Below are 16,579 nucleotides of genomic sequence, written 5' to 3'. Positions count from 1 at the left end.
AAATGCCCGGAGGTGCCGGTTTTCCGGTGCCTCCGGGCTGTTTCGTATATTGTTGTTGAACTGGTACAATCTGGGCCATACTGGCCACCAGTCTTCTGATTCCCAACGAGGATATGCCGTTCGTGAAGCTCGTCACCGCAATTATCAAACCCTTCAAGCTTGACGATGTCCGGGAGGCGCTGACGCCACTGGGCGTGCAAGGTCTGACCGTGACGGAAGTCAAAGGTTTCGGCCGTCAGAAAGGCCAGACGGAAATCTACCGCGGCGCCGAGTATCACGTCAGTTTTCTTCCGAAGCTCAAGATTGAGATCGCAGTGGCGGATTCCGTTGTGGAAGATGTTATTGAAGCAATCATGACGGCCGCGCGTACTGGCAAGATCGGGGACGGCAAGATCATGGTCTCCAATCTCGACCAGCTCATTCGCATCCGCACGGGAGAGACCGGGGAGGGCGCTCTGTGATGAGACGTTCCGGTCTTTCGATCATGGCTGCTGGCGCACTTCTACCAGTATCCGCGATGGCTGCTGATGCGCCTGCGGCCATCGACACAGGCGATACGGCCTGGATGCTGATCAGCACGGCACTCGTTCTGATGATGACAGTGCCTGGTCTTGCGTTGTTCTACGGCGGCATGGTTCGCAAGAAGAACGTTCTCGCGACCCTGATCCAGTCTTTTGCCATCTGTTGTATCGCCAGCCTCGTCTGGATGGTTGCAGGTTACAGCCTGGCCTTCTCGAACGGCACGCCGTGGATTGGTGATCTGTCCCGCGCGTTGCTGAACGGTGTGGCAGCAAACTTCCACAACGGCGTCGATTCCGCTTTCACGCTTGGGGCAGGAACGGCAGCCGCCGTTCCGATGACGATCCCGGAAAGTGTTTACATGATGTTCCAGATGACGTTCGCCGTCATCACGCCAGCCCTGATTACAGGGGCCTACGCGGAACGCATGAAGTTCTCTTCCATGTGCGTCTTCACAATTTTCTGGCTGCTGCTGGTCTATGCGCCTGTCGCTCATTGGGTCTGGAGTCCAACGGGCTGGGTCGCTGGCCTGGGCGCTGTGGACTTTGCCGGTGGCACCGTGGTGCACATCAACTCCGGTGTGGCTGGCCTTGTCTGTGCGTATGTTCTTGGCAAGCGCCGGGGCATCGGAACAGATGACATGTCTCCGTTCAACCTGACATACGCCATTATCGGTGCGTCCCTGCTTTGGGTCGGCTGGTTTGGCTTCAACGCAGGCTCGGCGCTGGGCGCTAACGGCCGTGCAGGCATGGCCATGCTGACAACGCAGCTTGCCGCTGCCGCCGGTGGTGTCGCATGGATGGCTGTTGAGTGGGCACGGACGGGTAAGCCGACGGCGCTTGGCATTATTTCTGGCGTAGTCGCCGGCCTGGTCGCCATCACGCCAGCTGCGGGCTTTGTCCTGCCGGGTGGCGCTGTGGTGATTGGTCTGATTGCCGGTGCAGTCTGCTTCTGGAGTGCAACATGGCTCAAGCACGCTCTCGGGTATGATGACAGCCTCGATGCGTTCGGTGTTCACGGTACGGGTGGTATTATTGGGGCTCTGCTGACAGGCGTTCTGGCCTATGGGCCGCTCTCTGCGACGGACGCCAACCCGTCCGGGACGGTTGGAAGCCTTTCACAGCTTCTGGCTCAGGCGGAAGCCGTCTGCGTGACGATTGTCTGGTGCGTCATCATGACATTCGTGATCCTGAAGGTTCTGGATCGTGTCATGGGTCTGCGTGTTTCTGCAGAAGAGGAACTTGAAGGCCTCGATACGACCATGCATGGTGAACGCATCAACTGATCGTAGTCACCGGCGTTTCTGAACCGGGAGGCTGCGACTTCCCGGTTGACAGACAAGGATGTTTTTCATGGTTTCCAGCCGTATGTTGTCCCGCCTCTCCCTGGCCGCTGTTCTGGCTGCCGGTCTTGCCTCGGTTCCTGCACACGCGATGACAGCCAAGGAATGCCATGCTGCATTCCAGTCCGCCAAGAAGGGCGGCACCCTGAACGGTCAAAGCTACAAGGCCTTCAAGGCTGCAAGCTGTGGTAGCGAAACGGCTGAAGCCGCGCCTACGACAACTGCTGCCCCGGCAACGGCTGCGACAGCACCAACAACGACGGCGCCTGTTACGACGGGTAAGGCGAACCCACCTGATTCGTCTGTTGCAGGCACGAAGGCACCGATTGCGTCCAAGAGTGCTCCGGTCACGTCTGGAAACGTTGTGTTCCCAACGGCTGTGTCGTCCCAGTTCTCCAGCCTGTCCGCTGGCAAGGCTCGCATGAAGACCTGTGTTGCACAGTACAATGCGAACAAGGCGAACGGCGGCAACGGCAGCCTGAAGTGGATCCAGAAGGGTGGCGGGTACTGGTCCCAGTGCAACAGCCGCCTCAAAGGCGAATAATTTCCTACGTTCCAGTGGGTGTCAGAAACCTCCGCTCCTTTACCGGGACGGAGGTTTTTTTATGTCGGTCATTCAGGATTGAGAATGCTGTTGGAGAGTTTCGGTGTAAGGGGAATGGTCAGGCGTTGGTGTCATCATGAGGTGTCATGTTCTGGTCGCGTTCGAAAAGTCACGATCAGTGATCAATAGAGGCTTTCTCTTTATTGGGCTGGTAGCTCTTATGATCATCTTGGGACTGACGCCGTCTGCGTCTGCGGAAGAGCAGTCGGACTGTGTCACTGCACCAGTTATTCTCCCATTACTGGGAGGCGAGGGAGATGCGCCGCTTATACCAGTGAAAATTAACGGCAAACCCGCTGCGATGTATGTCAGCCCGGCCTTCGATTACATTTACGTCCGGAATTCTGAAGGAATACAGTTTCCCAAGGGCTATGATGACGCCAAAGTCGTCATTAACGGCACCTATAAGGAAAGCGCCTTTCATTCCAAAATTAATGAACTGGTTCTGGATGATATTCCGCTGAAAGATGTAGACGTCGTCTTACTCGCGAAGGCCAGTACGCAGGTGGTTGACGGGCGACCGATTGTGGGTGTGCTCGGACGTGCGGCATTATCCCGTCTGGCAGTTTTGATAGATATTCCGGAAAGACAGTTCGCGTATCTTGATGTCAAAGATACGAAAGCCTGCAAGCTGGCGTTTAAAACATTCCTGGGAAATGACAGTCATTCCGTGGACATGGAAGACGACTTCACAGTTCATGTTCGGGTTGGAGAAAAGAAGAAGCGCGTCAGCCTTGATCCTGATCTGACATACACGACATTTCCGTCTTTCTGGATTTCATCACTAAAAGAAAATCTAGAAGGTCTGGGAGATCAGAAGAAATTCACTCACTATGATGATTTTCTGAGTGTGGGGCAGGGCGCGCTTGTCAAAAACCTTTTTATGGGCGGCGCGCCGATAGAGAATGAAAAAGTTGTCTTTCAGGATGAAGTAGAAATTGGAAGTCTGGGACTTCCGTTCTTCACGGATAAAATCATCATCTGGAGTCTGGAAAACAACCGGATGTATTTCGCCATCCCGGCCCATATGCGCCCTCTTTCCAAAGGGCAGGGGCTGCATTTCTTCGCCACACATTCAGGAAACGTCTCCGTGCGGGACCGGCGCGGAGACGTACAGTAATGTTTTGTAGATCAGCTCATAGGGAATGGTGGCTGCCCGTTTGATGCGGTCACGCCGCCATCAACAGGCATAATCAGTCCGGTAATATAAGCCGCGTCTTCACTGGCCAGGAATGTGATTGCTGCGGCCATATCTTCAGGCTCTCCCAGACGCTGCAACGGAACGCGGTCTTCGACGCTTTTGACGAAAGCTGGATTTTTAAGGGCATCCGCCGTCATGGCAGTGCGTGTGACCGACGGACAGATGGCATTGACGCGAACGCCGTCCTTTCCATGATCCATCGCCAGAACGCGCGTCAGGTTCACAACGCCGCCTTTGGCAACATCGTAATATGCCGTGTTCCAGTCTCCCCTCATTCCAGAGACGGAGGCCGTGTTGACGATGTTGCCTTTGCTCTGGATCAGCAGGGGCAGAAAGGTGCGGCTAACATTCAGGGTTCCGGTCAGGGTCGTGGCGCACACGGTCTGCCAGGCGTCCAGATCGCCGTCCAGAACCGTGCCGATTGTGGTGACACCGGCGTTGTTCACCAGCACATCCAGTGTGCCGAACGTCTGTTTGGTGAGGTCCAGCAGTTTCTGAACTTCGTCGGGTTTTGAAATGTCTGTCAGAGAGGCCGTAGCTTTGTTCGGGTCGAGGCTCTTCATGACCTCGTCGAGTTTTTCCTGATCCCGGTCCACAAGAATGACATGAGCGCCTTCATCAAGGAAACGAAGGGCTGTCGCATTACCAATACCCGATGCCGCCCCCGTCACGAGAACCTTGCGGCCAGTGAAACGTGATAGTCCCTGCGTCGCCATGAATAATGTCCTTTTGTTGCTAGGACTTTAAAGTGCCGCTCGCTACAATGGTTGCCTCAAATAAAGGGCGAGCAGGCATGAGTGATCTCACAATGCTGAAGAATGTTGGCAAAGCAGCACTCGCAGATTTTGCCATATTGGGGATTACCTCAACTGCGCAACTGGCATCCTGTGAGCCGGACGATCTTTATCTGAAGCTCTGTCACCTAACGCAGCAACGCCATGATCCCTGTGTGCATGACGTGTTTGCAGCCACCATCCATCAGGCGAAAACAGGAGAAGCCCTGAGCTGGTGGGCTTTTACCCCCGCCCGCAAGGAACGGATGAAAGCCGGAACGTTCTGTACGCTGCCAACCCCTTAACGAACGAAAATCTGGCTTGTGGCGTAAGAGAGCCAGATGTCGTGTTTGGCGAACCAGTCTGAGCCCAGCAGCATGTCGGCCTGATCATGAACCGGCGCGACAGTCAGAACGGGATCAACCCAGACCGTCCCCCCCATGGAAAAGCGCTTGAAGCGATGCCAGTGATAGCGGCGTTCATGCAGGTCCACCCCGGCAGTGATGCCGCCAGGGTCGAGCGCGAGCAGTTCATCTGTGAGACCGAGGCGATAGGCGAAATCGGTGCTGACAATATGGGAACGCGCACCGCTGTCGAGAAGCGCCGTTCCGCGCGTCCCATCAAGCGTGAATGTTACCATCAGGCGTCCGTCAACCTGCCGGGCCGGAACGGTATTCCATTGGCCTTTCCAGGTGGGCTGAAGCTGGCAGGACGAGCTGTTTGAGGAAACTTTCCAGAAAATGAGCTTCTGATGGGGGACGTCAAATTCCAGATCATACCCATCCAGAACATCTGCCCCGAGAAGCCCCAGAATAGGTGGATGAATCATCGGGGAACCAGGGAGAGAGCCTATGGGCATGGACCCTGCGCCCAGAGAAAGGTGGCCCAGTTGCAGATCGGCAATACGGACGTTGGCAACAAGACGAGGTGTTCCGTTGGGGCCCTGCATAACAGTGTGACGGTCAGGGTCCTGAGATAGATGAAGCGCTGCAACGCCCTGCGGTGTCATCAGGCTACCCTGTGAACCTGTGTCTACGATCATGGAGACTGCATGACCGTTGATCTGGGCTGGAATGCTCAGATATCCACCATCATCGCGCAGCGGCAAAACGGCCGCTTGTACCGTGTGGCATGGCACTGCTTCAGCCTTGCCGGTCAGAGCCATAAGAGCAGCTAAAATGCCCCATGTCAGTCTTTTCATTCCTGCTCCGCCCGTGGGTGTGCCTTGCGCCAGACGTCCAGCAGGTGCTTTTCGTCTGCCAGAGTATAAGCCTGGGTGGTGGAAAGACTGGCATGGCCCATGAGTTCCTGAATGGCACGCAGATCAGCGCCACCTTCCATCAAATGGGTCGCAAAAGAGTGGCGAAGAGCATGCGGTGTGGCAGAATCCGGCAGGCCTTCGCCTTTGCGCCATTCCCGCATGGCGCGCTGGGCGACGCCGGGGTTCAGGCGACCACCGCGTGTGCCGCAGAACAATGGGGCGTCGGGGGAGGGAGACGGATGGGCGGCTTTCCATGTCTCCAATGCCTCGCGCACGGCGGGAAGGAGAGGAACGAGGCGTTCTTTTCCGCCCTTTCCCAAGACCCGGAGCATGTTCTCGCCAGCGTATGAAAGATCCCGCACGTCCAGCGCGAGCGCTTCGCCAATGCGTAATCCGGTGCCGTAAAGCAACGTGAAAAGCGCTTTGTCCCTGAGAGCAGCGGCGCTGGTGTAAGCGTCGTCGGAAATGCCTTCAGGGGCGGCGAGGGCCTGTTCCTGCCCAAGGGGGCGGGGAAGACGCTTTTTCAGGCGTGGTGTGGCCAGAAGTCCGGGAGCGGGGTTCGACACATCGAACCGAACGGCCAGATAACGGTAAAACGACCGCAACGCCGACACCCGGCGTGCTCGGGACCGCGCACGGGAGTCTGCATTGGTGGCGCGCCGTGTGGGTTTTTCGCTACGGGCGGTTTCATGGGCCAGCCAGGCGCGCAAATCGGCCAGAGACAGTTTTGCGAGGGATGCCAGATCAACGTCCCCCCCCAGATGCTGCTCGAAAAAGGCCAGTGCGAGAACAATATCGTGCCGATAAGCCTCGACCGTTCGCAGGCTGGAGCGCCGCTCATGGGTCAGCCATTCGGTCCAGTCGCGCAATGCGTCATGGGCCATCATGGCATTTCGGGCTCAGGAAGGTTAGACACAGGCATGGCATCCAGCAGCCTACCCAAGCCTGACCTCTGGCGAAAGCCACCCCCCACCGGAACGCGCGTTTCGGTGCTCGTTCCGTTGCCTTTTCCGGGGCCGCTGGACTATCTGGCGCTTATGCCGCTTCAGCCGGGCGATCTGGTTGCGGTTCCGTTGGGAAAGCGGGAAACCGTTGGATGCGTCTGGGATACGACCAGCACAGTCCCTGCTGACTTCGCGACGGCTCCGGGGCGGGAGGTTCCGCTGTCCCGTTTGCGTCCTGTTGCTGAAAAGCTGGACGTACGCCCCCTGCCGGGCAGTCTGCGGCGGTTTATTGATTGGGTTGCTGCATATACCCTGACGCCGCCTGGGCTTGTGCTGGCGATGGCAACCCGCATTCACCTGAAGGACGCACCAAAGCCTGCGTTGGGTTGGGTCAGAACGGAACAACCGGAAGAAGGCCTGCGCATCACTCCGGCCCGTCGATCCGTCCTCAATGCGGCTTCCGATGCACCGATGACGACATCTGATCTTGCAGCGGCCAGCGGTGCCAGTTCCGCCGTGATCCGAGGGCTCGCGACTGCGGGGCTCCTTCGGGAAGCCGTCATCTCTGTCGCGGCTCCTTTCGCAACGCCGGACCCCACCCACGGCGCACCGCAGCTTTCTGAAGAGCAGGCAGATGTTGCCGAGCAGCTGTGCCGCCCGGTGAAAGAGCGGCGTTTTGACGTCACTCTGCTGGAGGGTGTGACAGGATCAGGAAAGACCGAAGTTTATTTCGAGGCTGTCGCGGCCTGTCTGGCGCAAGGGAAACAGGTTCTGGTCCTGTTGCCGGAAATTGCTCTGTCAGCTCAGTGGACGGATCGGTTCATCCGTCGCTTTGGAGCAGACCCAGCCGTATGGCACTCCGACCTCGGAGCCAAGCGTCGACGCGAAACATGGCGCGCTGTAGCGGACGGGACGGCGCGTGTCGTTGTGGGCGCGCGATCGGCGCTCTTCCTGCCGTTTGAAGATCTTGGACTCGTCGTGGTGGACGAGGAGCATGAGAGCGCCTTCAAGCAGGAAGAAGGCGTCATGTATCATGGGCGGGACATGGCTGTGGTTCGTGCCCGTCTGGCGAACGCTCCTGCCATTCTCGTGTCTGCCACGCCATCACTGGAGACGCTGGCGAATGTGGAAAGCGGCCGCTATCACCATGAGCTTCTGACGGCCCGGCATGGCGGAGCGACGATGCCGGACGTCTCTCTGGTCGATATGCGGGCTGATCCGCCAGAGCGTGGGCTCTTTTTATCCCCGGTGCTCTGCAATGCCATTGATGAGACCCTGAAGAACGAGGAGCAGGCGATGCTGTTCCTCAACCGTCGTGGTTACGCACCGCTGACACTCTGTCGCGCCTGCGGGCACCGGATGCAGTGCCCCAACTGCTCAACCTGGCTGGTGGAACATCGCGCGCGTGGCATTCTGACCTGTCATCATTGCGGTCACACCGAGAGTATTCCGTCAGACTGCCCGCAATGCCACGCCGAACACTCGCTCGTACCTATTGGGCCGGGGATCGAGCGCATTACGGAAGAGGCAAAGCTACGTTTTCCTGAAGCGAAGATCCTGGTCATGTCTTCGGATACGCTGGGCTCTCCGGCGGCTACGGCGGAAGCCGTACGGAAGATCACGGATGGCGAGGTCAATCTCATCATCGGAACACAAATCGTTGCCAAAGGCTGGCATTTCCCGAAGCTGACGCTGGTCGGTGTCGTGGATGCGGATCTGGGGTTAGGCGGCGGCGATCTACGGGCAGCGGAACGCACGGTTCAGCTTTTGCATCAGGTCGCCGGTCGTGCAGGGCGTGCTGAACGTCCTGGCCGTGTCCTGCTTCAGAGCTATGTGGGTGAGCACCCTGTCATGACGGCGCTTGTCTCCAATGATTTCCAGACATTCATGGAGCAGGAAGCTGAGCAGAGACGCCCTTCTTTCTGGCCACCATACGGCCGTCTGGCTGCGCTGATCATCAGTGCTGCGACAGCAGACGCGGCAGATGCGCTGGCAAAGGAAATTGCGTTTGCGGCGCCGGAGCGGGAAGGGGTGCAGGTTCTTGGCCCAGCCCCCGCGCCTTTGGCCGTGCTGAGAGGGCGACACCGTCGGCGACTATTGCTGCGAACAATGCGTGGCATCGCCGTGCAGCCGATTCTGCGAGACTGGCTGAAAGATATCAAGCCGACTGGCAGTGCCCGGATCGATATTGATATTGATCCAATTTCGTTCCTCTAAGGGCTGCGAGGAACGGGGAAAGGTGATCTGGCCAGCAACCTGGAGAGGTGTCTGGCCAAACCAAACTCAGGCCTTCCGGTTGCGGAAGAACTGGATGGTTGCTGCCACGACGGAAATAACGGCGAGTGCCTGCTGGAAATAGGGGCGGAAACGCTTGGGGCCTATTGTGGCCATGCCGGTCATGACTGCCAGGCTGATTTCGCGAGCGCGACCGGCATGCTTGCAGCAGGCTTTGACTTTGCTGCAGCAACCCTGTTTTGCGGGAGCCTGATCGGTGGGAACTGTTTTGGTTTTCATGAAGGTCCTCCTGAATAGAGTGAATCAGGGAATGAACGCTGACGAATACAAGAGGTTGTGTTCGTCAGTCTTCCTGTCCGTCTTTCTCTGTCTGAAGGATTTTGAGTTGCTTGTCTGCATCAGGAGCATGCGGATCAAGCTGCATCATCTGTTTGTAAGCACGAAGGGCAGCGTCTGGCTCGTGCCTTTCCCGCTCTGCATCCGCCAGCATTCCCCATGCCGTTGCGTCACCGGGGTCTGCCTGAATAACCACCCCGAGATCGGAAATCGCACCATTGTTGTCACCCGCGGCAAGGCGCACGGCAGCACGATAACGGCGGAGAATGGATTGGTCAGGCTGGATGGTGATGGCAGAGGTCAGGTCGTCTTCCGCGTTCTGGAAATCGTGTTTGCCCAGTGCATCCTGCGAATCGGATAGTAGCATCCGTACAGCGCCTGTCAGGCTGCGGCTGCGCAGGCTTTCAGCCTGGTCAGCAAGCTGACGCGCAATTTTTTCATTTCCAGCGAGAGCGAGAGCCTTTTCCGCCTCAACAAGACGTTCCTGAACGGTCTTGTGGTGTGGATGTGTCTTGCTGGAATCGTTTTTTGCAGGGGGAGGAGCGCTGGCCGGTCCGGACGTTTGGGACGGGGCAGGGGTCGGCGGTGTGGCAGAGGAAATGGCCGGTGCACAAAGCAGAACGGCGCCAGCCATCAGCCAGCGCCGTCTGTTTGATATCCGGCGGATCAAAGCTATTAGCCCTGACGTGCCTTCATACGCGGGTTCTTCTTGTTGATGATGTAAACGCGTCCACGACGGCGGACAACGCGGCAGTCCTTGTCGCGGACCTTTGCGGACTTCAGGCTGTTGCGGATCTTCATGATGTTTCCAGGCTCTCGACTGTATGGCCCACAATGGACCGGATAGCGGGCCGAAACGCCCGCAAAAGGATGGCCTCGCTTAACGACCGTCCCTTAAGGAGTCAAGGTCAACAGCGTCCCGCAGCGCGGAAAAGCTGCCAGAATGCGTTCTGCAACGGTGTGTGACTATCATGCCATGAGGCTTGTCCGGAGATTATTTTCCCCTAATCATGCCGTCATGATCAAGCGTCGCTTTGTGGCCTCCCTCCTTCTGGCCGTCCCGCTCGCCTTTCCAGCCCTGGCTCATGCCGAGGATGGAGGGGCCAAAACCAATGATGACGACCCATCGATCAATGCTTTGGGCATCGGGGTCAATCAGGTCCTCAAGGTTCTGCAGACTCACCCCGATTCTGCCACGGATGCCTGCATCAACGCCCTCAAGGAAATGCACGCTGCGCAGGACCAGCTGAGCAAGGAAGAGGGCCATGAAAACAATCAGGACGTCGAGGTGGCGCGGGACGTGACATCGTCCACCATGGAAGACGTGACAACGATCTGTGGTGCGGATGCACGGACGCTGTGCAGGGAGTCAGCGGAAAGTAATCCGAAGCTCGACGCAGCATGTCATGCTTTGCCCCATGAAGACGACTGAGGATTCGGTACATCACGTTCAGGCGATAAAATCCGTCAAATCATGTCAGGGGCAATACAGGGCTAACCTTCTGCTAAAGTGAGGAGTAGGGTTTTCAGTCTAAGTTGATGACTGGAACTGTAAGCTGCGCCGGAATGACCCGTTTGCCTGGCAGGGATAATCTGTCTTGACCGCCACGTTACAGTCGGTCTTTCGCCCGGGATGGATCCAGTTCAGCCTCCGAACTTGGATTGCGCTCGTTCTGGCTTTGGCCACGGCGTTCTGGGCGCAGGTCGATACACCGGCCGGCGCTGGCGTGACTGTCATGATTCTTGCCCAGCCCCTGAGAGGGCAAGCCCTTTCCAAGGCATTTTATCGCTTTCTCGGGACCCTGCTGGGTGTCGGCGTTTCTATCCTTCTGATTTCCATGTTCAGCCAGGATCGTGGCCTCTTTCTGGGAGGCGTCGCTCTCTGGATGGCTGGTTGTGCTTTTGTGGGGACGCTGGAGCGCGACTTCCGGGCTTATGGTGCCCTTTTGGCTGGCTACATGGTGGCACTTGTTGCTGTTGCCAGTATCGATGCACCCCAGAACATCTATCATGTCAGTGTGGCGCGTGCCTCAACGGTCGCTATCGGCGTTGCATCCATTGCGGTTGTCAATCTGCTGTCTGGCTCACCACAGGCCTGGCGCAATCTCGCCAAGGGGCTCCAGAATCTGGGGCAGAGAATCCGTGGCCTGAGCCACTCCGCCATCATGGGAGAGCCGTCCCCCTCCGCGCAGGGGACAACGGCTCTGGCCTCCGAAATCCTGTCTCTGATGACGCAGATTTCCTATGCTCGGACAGAGCTGGATCGTAGTCGCCTGCGGATGGCAGGAGCCAAACTCAGCATCATCGGTATGTTGACGGTTCTTACCTGTAGCCGTGCGATTTCTACGTTGCTGAGTGAAGGTGGGGTAACGGATATTCTGGTCCGCTACGTGCGTCAGTGGCACGAGCGTGTTGAGGATGGCACGAACCGTCAGGAAACGATGGGTACCATCCTGTCTAACATCCGACGGGAAGATCCGGAGTATTTCCCGACACCTCGGGATGCCTGGTTTCTGGAGCGTGCTGCGACGCTTCTGAGTAACCGGCTGCATATCCGCACGGGTATCAGCACACTCATGAAAGCAACCCCGGCAGGGGAGGCGCTGAAACTGGCGACGCTTTCAAACAATCCAGACTACATTACAGCGTTCATCAACAGCATGCGTGTGCTGCTTGGTTTCAGTTTTATAGCAGCATTCTGTGTCGGAACGGGCCAGCCAGCTTCTGCCACCGCCCTTTCCCAGAGCGCACTCGTTCTTGTCCTTGCATCTTCGTCACTGGACACAGCCGTGTTCGGTAAAGGCGCGATGATCGGGACGCCTTTGGGAATTCTTGCTGCCGGGTTTCTGTCTTTCTGGGTCTTACCCCACGTTTATACCCTTCAGGGGCTAGCTTTTGTTCTGCTTCCCCAGACCGTTATTGCCTGCCTTCTTCTGATGAATCCGAAAACAACCGCTGTGGGCTTCCACTATGGTGCGTTCTTTCTCGTCTTCGTAGGCTTGGGTAACCATCACAGTTACGATCCAGGCGCTTTCCTCGAACGCAACACATTCTATTTCCTGTCAGCGGTTCTTTCATTCATCCTTCTGGTTCTGCTGTGGCCGCCAACTGCGCGCCGCCATCGGTTCCGCATTGCCGTGACCATTTCTTCGGATCTGGAATCACAGCTGAGCGGTCATGGTGAGGCTATGGGCCCCGCGTTGCTCAGCCGGAAATATGATCGTCTGAGCCAGCTCCTGTTGTGGACAAAGCGTCTCCCGAAGCGCGGTACGGCCTCAGAGCATGTCTTTGAGCGCCTTGTCGCGCTGGAGGATCTGTCCAGCACGATTGCCCGTGTGCGTCTGTACCTCGATCAGGCGGCACGGATGCCGTCTCTGAGGCACCTTGTGAGGCCTGCGCGTAAAGCGCTCGCACAGGATAGTCTGGCGCTGCTGGAGAGTGAACTGGCAGATATGACGCAGGCCTTCCTTGACCGACTGCGTCTGGGCGCCCCCAGTGAGGAAATTCTGATCCTCAACTGTGTTGGTGGGCTGGAGTCCGTGCGCGTCATGCTTCTGCGAAATCGGACAGCCGTTCATCATTATGGAATAGGACGCAAACGATGGTGATGAGACAGGTCGTAGACCTTGGCGGTTTGCTTGTGTCCGCGTTCGTCGTCAATCTGGCGTTGTCACTTCTGACGCTGGCCATTCTCCGCTGGCTCATGGGCTGGCTTGATCTGTGGCGTTTCGTCTGGGATCCGCCGCTTGCCCAGTTCGGCATCCTTATCTGCCTGCTTGGGCTCTATACCCTGATCCTCTGATACAAGGCCGTTTCAAGTGCTATCCAGTGCCCATCGTCTGATCCGCCTGACCATTACGATCTCCATTCTTGTGGTGGCTGCCGTCGTGGTGGTTATCCTTTGGGATTACTACACGGCCTCTCCCTGGACACGGAATGGCCAGGTGCGTGTTCAGGTCGCCAATATCGCGCCACGTGTTTCAGGGCAGATCCTGCATGTGAATGTGCTGGATAATCAGCCGGTTCACCATGGAGACGTCCTGTACGAAATTGACCCGTTCGATTTCCAGGTTGCGGTGGATGCGGCCAAAGCCAAGGTGGCCGAACGCAAGGCAGACATGGAGTTCAAGGAAGTTCAGGCCCAGTGGCGTAAGGCCATTCCCGGTGTGGCGGTCTCACAGGAAGAAAAGAAGCAGTACGTTGCACTGTCCCAGCAGGCAGCGGCGCAATACGCTTCTGCTCAGGCAGACCTGCGTCAGGCAGAAATCAATCTGGACCGTACAAAAGTCCGCAGTTCCATCGATGGTATTGTCACAAACCTGATCATGCGACCGGGTGACTTTGCAACGGCTGGTGTCGTGAACATGCACGTCATTGATACCAACTCATACTGGATCGACGGCTATTTCGAAGAGACCAAGGTCCATGATCTGGATGAAGGCGATCTCGTTCGCATGGATCTGATGGGCTACCACGACCCGCTTTTCGGACATATCGAGAGTATTACGCGCGGTATTGCCAGTAACAATGCACTGGTGAATGAGCAGGGTCTGCCGACGGTTGATCCTGTTTATACATGGGTGCGTCTGGCACAGCGTATTCCTGTGCGTGTAAAAATCGACAAGGTGCCGTCCGATCTCACATTGGCTGCCGGCATGACCGCAACTGTGACGGTCGTTTCAGAGACGGGAAATCGTCGTCATCGCTCAACGCAGGATGCATTTCAGCATTTCGGTGATGATGTTCGTCATCTCTTTGGGCACAAATAACGGAAATTCCAATATCCGGGCCGGAAAGGCCCCGATTTTGGTTGGCACAAGATTTTCACACAACTTTTTGCGTCAGAACCCGTACCTTACTTCGTCAGGCCCACAGAGCATTTCAGGTAAGGAAGAATTGTGCGCGTATCTTTTTCCCGTAAGACGATCAGTCTGGTTATGGGTGGCGTTTGTATTGCTGCCATCTCAGCGCAGGCGAATGCCGCACCTCAGAACAGCGCACAGAAGCCGGGTGTTCTGCTGAACTCTGCTCCGCTGGCAGAGACCCTGAGCCTTCCGAATGCTGCTCGTTCCCTGCGCATCACCTATCTTTCCACAGATGGTGTTACGGGGAAGGGGCTTGTCCCCGTGACTGCCGAAGTCATTGTTCCTGCTGGTGAAGCGCCTGCAGGCGGGTGGCCGATTGTTGCCTGGGCGCATGGTACGGTTGGAAATGATGACAGCTGCGCACCGTCTCTGAACCCCTATAGCGAGCGCAATACTCATTACCTGTCCGAATGGATGACGCGCGGTTTTGCGATTGTCGCAACGGATTATCAGGGACTGGGAACACCGGGCGTGCACCCATATCTGAATACACGCGCTGAAGCTTATAGCGTGCTGGACTCTGTACGGGCTGCGCTGAAGTCTGTGCCGGGCTTACAGAACAAGGTGATGATCGTTGGGCAGTCCCAGGGCGGCGGTGCAGCTTTTGCCTCTGCGGCGTTTGCACCGACTTACGCTCCGGATATCAATGTGCGCGGGACTGTGGCGACAGGCATCCCGTACATGACGCCGGAAATACTGTCTGGCCTGTTACAGGAAGCTGGCAAGTCATCGGGATATAGCCCGCTGGTGGCTTACACGCTGCTGATTGGTTCGTCCTACGCCGGTTTGCATCCGACCTTCCGTCCCGAAGACGCCTTTACGTCCAAGGCGATGCCGGCGTTCAAGGCAGCGGCTGACTCCTGCCTGACGGGCCTCTCAGACATGGCGGAGAAAGACGGTCTGACGCTTGCGAATGCGCTTCAGCCTACGTTTGTGAAGGCCATGACACCTGCATTCAAAACAATGACGTACCCGACGTTGAAACTGGCTCAGCCACTTTTTGTTGGAACGGGCACCGCGGATCAGGATGTTCCGCCACAGCTTCAGGAAGGCCTGGTCAAGGCAGCCTGTGCCGCTGGATCAACAGTACAGGCGCATTTGTATAAAGGGCTGGACCACTCCCAGACAGTCAATGCGTCCCTGCCGGACTCAGCCGCCTTCACAAAAGCTGTGATGGCCGGTGAGCCAGTCACACCGCAGTGCACGCCGATTCCTCAATAATCAATTAGATCACCCTGAGGGAGAGTGCTCTCCCTCAGGGATTTTCAGACGTTGTTCATAAAACTGACGATCGCGTCAGCCGCTCTCTGCGATGCCCCGAGCAAGGGCTCCCCAAACGTTTCCCGGAACAGTTTTTCCTGCACTGGCCGATAGAACGCATGACGTTCCTCCGCCCTTGCAACCGCAGGCATGATGTCGGCGGGGTCATCGACCACGTCTCCGAGTGTCCAGTGTAAAAAATACGGATCGTCACGCCATGGGAGCTTGTGAGGATTCAGGAAAATACAGGGGCGCGGGATGGCCAAAAACTCATAAACCTGGCTGCTGACATCTCCAATATAAAGGGCCGCCTGAGACGTATAGGTCATGTCCAGCATGGCGTTCGAGCCAGTGTCCACGAGTACCTCGGGGCTTTGCTGGCGTTGGAGCAAACGCTCCCGGATGCCGAAGCCTTTGTGGAACATCTTGATGTGAGGGGCCACAACCAGATTGTACTCGTTCTGTGCCTTAAAGCCTTTGATGATGGTGTCCATACACGTGGGGGCAGATGTCAGGACACGCTGATAGTGCGGATTATAGAGCGCGAAGGGACGTTCGTTGCTGAAAGAAACGGCATTTTCCCGACGGACGGCTTCGAATACATCGAATTTGGGATAACCCACGATGCGTGATGCACCGTTCTGGAGAAGCTCTTTGTCCCGGAAGTAAGTCTCGACTTTCGGACCGGGCACAAGCGTCAGATCAAACTCTCGAACAAGATGCTCGTCATTAACGTAACGGTCTCCGGCGCCATGCATCAGCAGTATGAGCTTCGGGCCGTTCAGTCCCATGTCTTTCAGGACGCCCGCCGTATATTCCGTTGCGACAACCACATCGTACTGGGTTAACTCTTCAACATTCTCCCGAAGAATGACCAGTCGCTCCTGATCCAGCCGCCGTGCGCGTTTCAGAATGTTTGCTTTCCAGGATCTGGGAAATGGCAGCAGCGGAAGCGGCGGAACATTCAGGGCGCGTCGGATGCGGGCCAGATGATCAATGGTCTCTGGAAAGCTGTAGTATTCCGTGACGTCACATCCCGGTATTGCCGCAAGTGCACTGGCAACGGATGCGGTGTGATAGCACTGATAAGGCTCGGCAATATAAATGAAGGCGATTTTCATGAGCGTCTTTTGCGTCCTGCCCGGAGCAGACTGCCTGCTGCTCTTGTCCGGAACGCCGTCTGCTGGAAGGGCGCCATCCCGGTTATGAATAGCCTCTGAAACACTTCGGAGGCTCGGA

General features: G+C 57.0%; 18 protein-coding genes. 11 read left to right on the top strand and 7 right to left on the bottom strand.

The genetic code is table 11. The features are described from left to right. The first annotated feature begins 122 nt into the window (after window positions 1-122). The 4 genes from R5H23_RS09125 (at window position 123) to R5H23_RS09110 (ending at window position 3,585) form a co-directional block, all read left to right on the top strand. Window positions 123-461 (top strand): P-II family nitrogen regulator, encoded by a 339-nt coding sequence (locus tag R5H23_RS09125; protein WP_029495718.1) that lies wholly within the window; start codon window positions 123-125, stop codon window positions 459-461. Beyond that, a complete protein-coding gene (locus tag R5H23_RS09120) occupies window positions 461-1,804 on the top strand; it encodes an ammonium transporter (protein ID WP_086633463.1) in 1,344 nt (447 codons plus the stop codon). Before R5H23_RS09125 ends, R5H23_RS09120 begins: the two co-directional genes overlap by 1 nt. Before the next feature lie 58 nt (window positions 1,805-1,862). Further along, window positions 1,863-2,405, top strand: coding sequence for a hypothetical protein (locus R5H23_RS09115; RefSeq protein WP_211506636.1), 543 nt, complete (start codon window positions 1,863-1,865; stop codon window positions 2,403-2,405). A 136-nt stretch (window positions 2,406-2,541) separates the two neighbouring features. After that, on the top strand, window positions 2,542-3,585 hold the full coding sequence (locus tag R5H23_RS09110) for a hypothetical protein (protein WP_317215201.1): 1,044 nt from the start codon (window positions 2,542-2,544) through the stop codon (window positions 3,583-3,585). A gap of 11 nt (window positions 3,586-3,596) precedes the next feature. Here the strand turns inward: R5H23_RS09110 and R5H23_RS09105 are convergent, their stop codons facing one another. Continuing rightward, complete coding sequence (locus tag R5H23_RS09105; protein WP_317215200.1) at window positions 3,597-4,382, bottom strand: SDR family oxidoreductase; 786 nt, start codon at window positions 4,380-4,382, stop codon at window positions 3,597-3,599. Between the two features lie 77 nt (window positions 4,383-4,459). Between R5H23_RS09105 and R5H23_RS09100 the strand changes: the two genes are divergently transcribed. After that, window positions 4,460-4,744 carry a helix-hairpin-helix domain-containing protein gene (locus R5H23_RS09100; RefSeq protein WP_317215199.1) on the top strand — a complete coding sequence of 95 codons (285 nt, stop codon included), beginning with the start codon at window positions 4,460-4,462 and terminating at the stop codon, window positions 4,742-4,744. Here R5H23_RS09100 and R5H23_RS09095 read toward each other — a convergent pair. Both R5H23_RS09095 and R5H23_RS09090 read right to left on the bottom strand, forming a co-directional pair. Continuing rightward, on the bottom strand, window positions 4,741-5,640 hold the full coding sequence (locus tag R5H23_RS09095) for a retroviral-like aspartic protease family protein (RefSeq protein WP_317215198.1): 900 nt from the start codon (window positions 5,638-5,640) through the stop codon (window positions 4,741-4,743). The genes R5H23_RS09100 and R5H23_RS09095 overlap by 4 nt on opposite strands. Then, window positions 5,637-6,587: a tyrosine recombinase XerC gene (locus R5H23_RS09090; RefSeq protein WP_317215197.1), complete on the bottom strand. Its 951-nt coding sequence runs from the start codon at window positions 6,585-6,587 to the stop codon at window positions 5,637-5,639. Before R5H23_RS09090 ends, R5H23_RS09095 begins: the two co-directional genes overlap by 4 nt. 33 nt (window positions 6,588-6,620) lie before the next feature. On the opposite strand from R5H23_RS09090, the gene R5H23_RS09085 reads away from it, so the two are divergent. Beyond that, on the top strand, window positions 6,621-8,861 hold the full coding sequence (locus R5H23_RS09085) for a primosomal protein N' (RefSeq protein ID WP_317215196.1): 2,241 nt from the start codon (window positions 6,621-6,623) through the stop codon (window positions 8,859-8,861). A gap of 66 nt (window positions 8,862-8,927) precedes the next feature. Here R5H23_RS09085 and R5H23_RS09080 read toward each other — a convergent pair whose 3' ends face one another. From R5H23_RS09080 to ykgO, 3 genes are all read right to left on the bottom strand, one after another. Continuing rightward, window positions 8,928-9,158: a hypothetical protein gene (locus R5H23_RS09080; RefSeq protein WP_211495501.1), complete on the bottom strand. Its 231-nt coding sequence runs from the start codon at window positions 9,156-9,158 to the stop codon at window positions 8,928-8,930. 64 nt (window positions 9,159-9,222) lie between these two features. Continuing rightward, on the bottom strand, window positions 9,223-9,849 hold the full coding sequence (locus R5H23_RS09075) for a M48 family metallopeptidase (RefSeq protein WP_244974355.1): 627 nt from the start codon (window positions 9,847-9,849) through the stop codon (window positions 9,223-9,225). Window positions 9,850-9,890: 41 nt separating this feature from the next. Beyond that, window positions 9,891-10,016, bottom strand: coding sequence for a type B 50S ribosomal protein L36 (gene ykgO / locus R5H23_RS09070; RefSeq protein ID WP_007281615.1), 126 nt, complete (start codon window positions 10,014-10,016; stop codon window positions 9,891-9,893). 142 nt (window positions 10,017-10,158) lie between these two features. Here ykgO and R5H23_RS09065 point away from each other — a divergent pair, with 142 nt between their 5' ends. From R5H23_RS09065 to R5H23_RS09045, 5 genes are all read left to right on the top strand, one after another. Next, window positions 10,159-10,647 (top strand): hypothetical protein, encoded by a 489-nt coding sequence (locus R5H23_RS09065; protein WP_244974356.1) that lies wholly within the window; start codon window positions 10,159-10,161, stop codon window positions 10,645-10,647. 166 nt (window positions 10,648-10,813) lie between these two features. After that, on the top strand, window positions 10,814-12,823 hold the full coding sequence (locus R5H23_RS09060; RefSeq protein WP_099211696.1) for an FUSC family protein: 2,010 nt from the start codon (window positions 10,814-10,816) through the stop codon (window positions 12,821-12,823). Next, window positions 12,817-13,017 carry a DUF1656 domain-containing protein gene (locus tag R5H23_RS09055; RefSeq protein ID WP_046900697.1) on the top strand — a complete coding sequence of 67 codons (201 nt, stop codon included), beginning with the start codon at window positions 12,817-12,819 and terminating at the stop codon, window positions 13,015-13,017. The genes R5H23_RS09060 and R5H23_RS09055 overlap by 7 nt, the downstream gene beginning before the upstream one ends. Before the next feature lie 16 nt (window positions 13,018-13,033). After that, entirely contained in the window at window positions 13,034-13,984 is a 951-nt protein-coding gene (locus R5H23_RS09050) for an HlyD family secretion protein (protein WP_064274642.1), read from the top strand. Window positions 13,985-14,113: 129 nt separating this feature from the next. Continuing rightward, window positions 14,114-15,301: a lipase family protein gene (locus tag R5H23_RS09045; protein ID WP_317215194.1), complete on the top strand. Its 1,188-nt coding sequence runs from the start codon at window positions 14,114-14,116 to the stop codon at window positions 15,299-15,301. 44 nt (window positions 15,302-15,345) lie between these two features. Here the strand turns inward: R5H23_RS09045 and R5H23_RS09040 are convergent, their stop codons facing one another. Continuing rightward, entirely contained in the window at window positions 15,346-16,461 is a 1,116-nt protein-coding gene (locus R5H23_RS09040) for a hypothetical protein (protein ID WP_317215193.1), read from the bottom strand. Window positions 16,462-16,579 lie beyond the last annotated feature (118 nt).

This window comes from Gluconobacter sp. GP1, from assembly GCF_032913585.1.
Classification (GTDB): domain Bacteria; phylum Pseudomonadota; class Alphaproteobacteria; order Acetobacterales; family Acetobacteraceae; genus Gluconobacter; species Gluconobacter cerinus.
Note: the sequence above shows the minus strand (reverse complement) of the source record. Positions and strands in the feature narration are given on the sequence as shown.

Bases quoted from the DNA above. Each gene is read 5' to 3' on its own strand.
- R5H23_RS09095 (WP_317215198.1), bottom strand. From the start codon at position 5,640: ATGAAAAGACTGACATGGGGCATTTTAGCTGCTCTTATGGCTCTGACC.
- R5H23_RS09065 (WP_244974356.1), top strand. From the start codon at position 10,159: ATGCGTTCTGCAACGGTGTGTGACTATCATGCCATGAGGCTTGTCCGG.
- R5H23_RS09115 (WP_211506636.1), top strand. From the start codon at position 1,863: ATGTTTTTCATGGTTTCCAGCCGTATGTTGTCCCGCCTCTCCCTGGCC.
- R5H23_RS09100 (WP_317215199.1), top strand. From the start codon at position 4,460: ATGAGTGATCTCACAATGCTGAAGAATGTTGGCAAAGCAGCACTCGCA.
- R5H23_RS09040 (WP_317215193.1), bottom strand. From the start codon at position 16,461: ATGAAAATCGCCTTCATTTATATTGCCGAGCCTTATCAGTGCTATCAC.
- R5H23_RS09110 (WP_317215201.1), top strand. From the start codon at position 2,542: ATGAGGTGTCATGTTCTGGTCGCGTTCGAAAAGTCACGATCAGTGATC.
- ykgO (WP_007281615.1), bottom strand. From the start codon at position 10,016: ATGAAGATCCGCAACAGCCTGAAGTCCGCAAAGGTCCGCGACAAGGAC.
- R5H23_RS09055 (WP_046900697.1), top strand. From the start codon at position 12,817: ATGGTGATGAGACAGGTCGTAGACCTTGGCGGTTTGCTTGTGTCCGCG.
- R5H23_RS09120 (WP_086633463.1), top strand. From the start codon at position 461: ATGAGACGTTCCGGTCTTTCGATCATGGCTGCTGGCGCACTTCTACCA.
- R5H23_RS09085 (WP_317215196.1), top strand. From the start codon at position 6,621: ATGGCATCCAGCAGCCTACCCAAGCCTGACCTCTGGCGAAAGCCACCC.
- R5H23_RS09105 (WP_317215200.1), bottom strand. From the start codon at position 4,382: ATGGCGACGCAGGGACTATCACGTTTCACTGGCCGCAAGGTTCTCGTG.
- R5H23_RS09090 (WP_317215197.1), bottom strand. From the start codon at position 6,587: ATGATGGCCCATGACGCATTGCGCGACTGGACCGAATGGCTGACCCAT.
- R5H23_RS09080 (WP_211495501.1), bottom strand. From the start codon at position 9,158: ATGAAAACCAAAACAGTTCCCACCGATCAGGCTCCCGCAAAACAGGGT.
- R5H23_RS09075 (WP_244974355.1), bottom strand. From the start codon at position 9,849: ATGGCTGGCGCCGTTCTGCTTTGTGCACCGGCCATTTCCTCTGCCACA.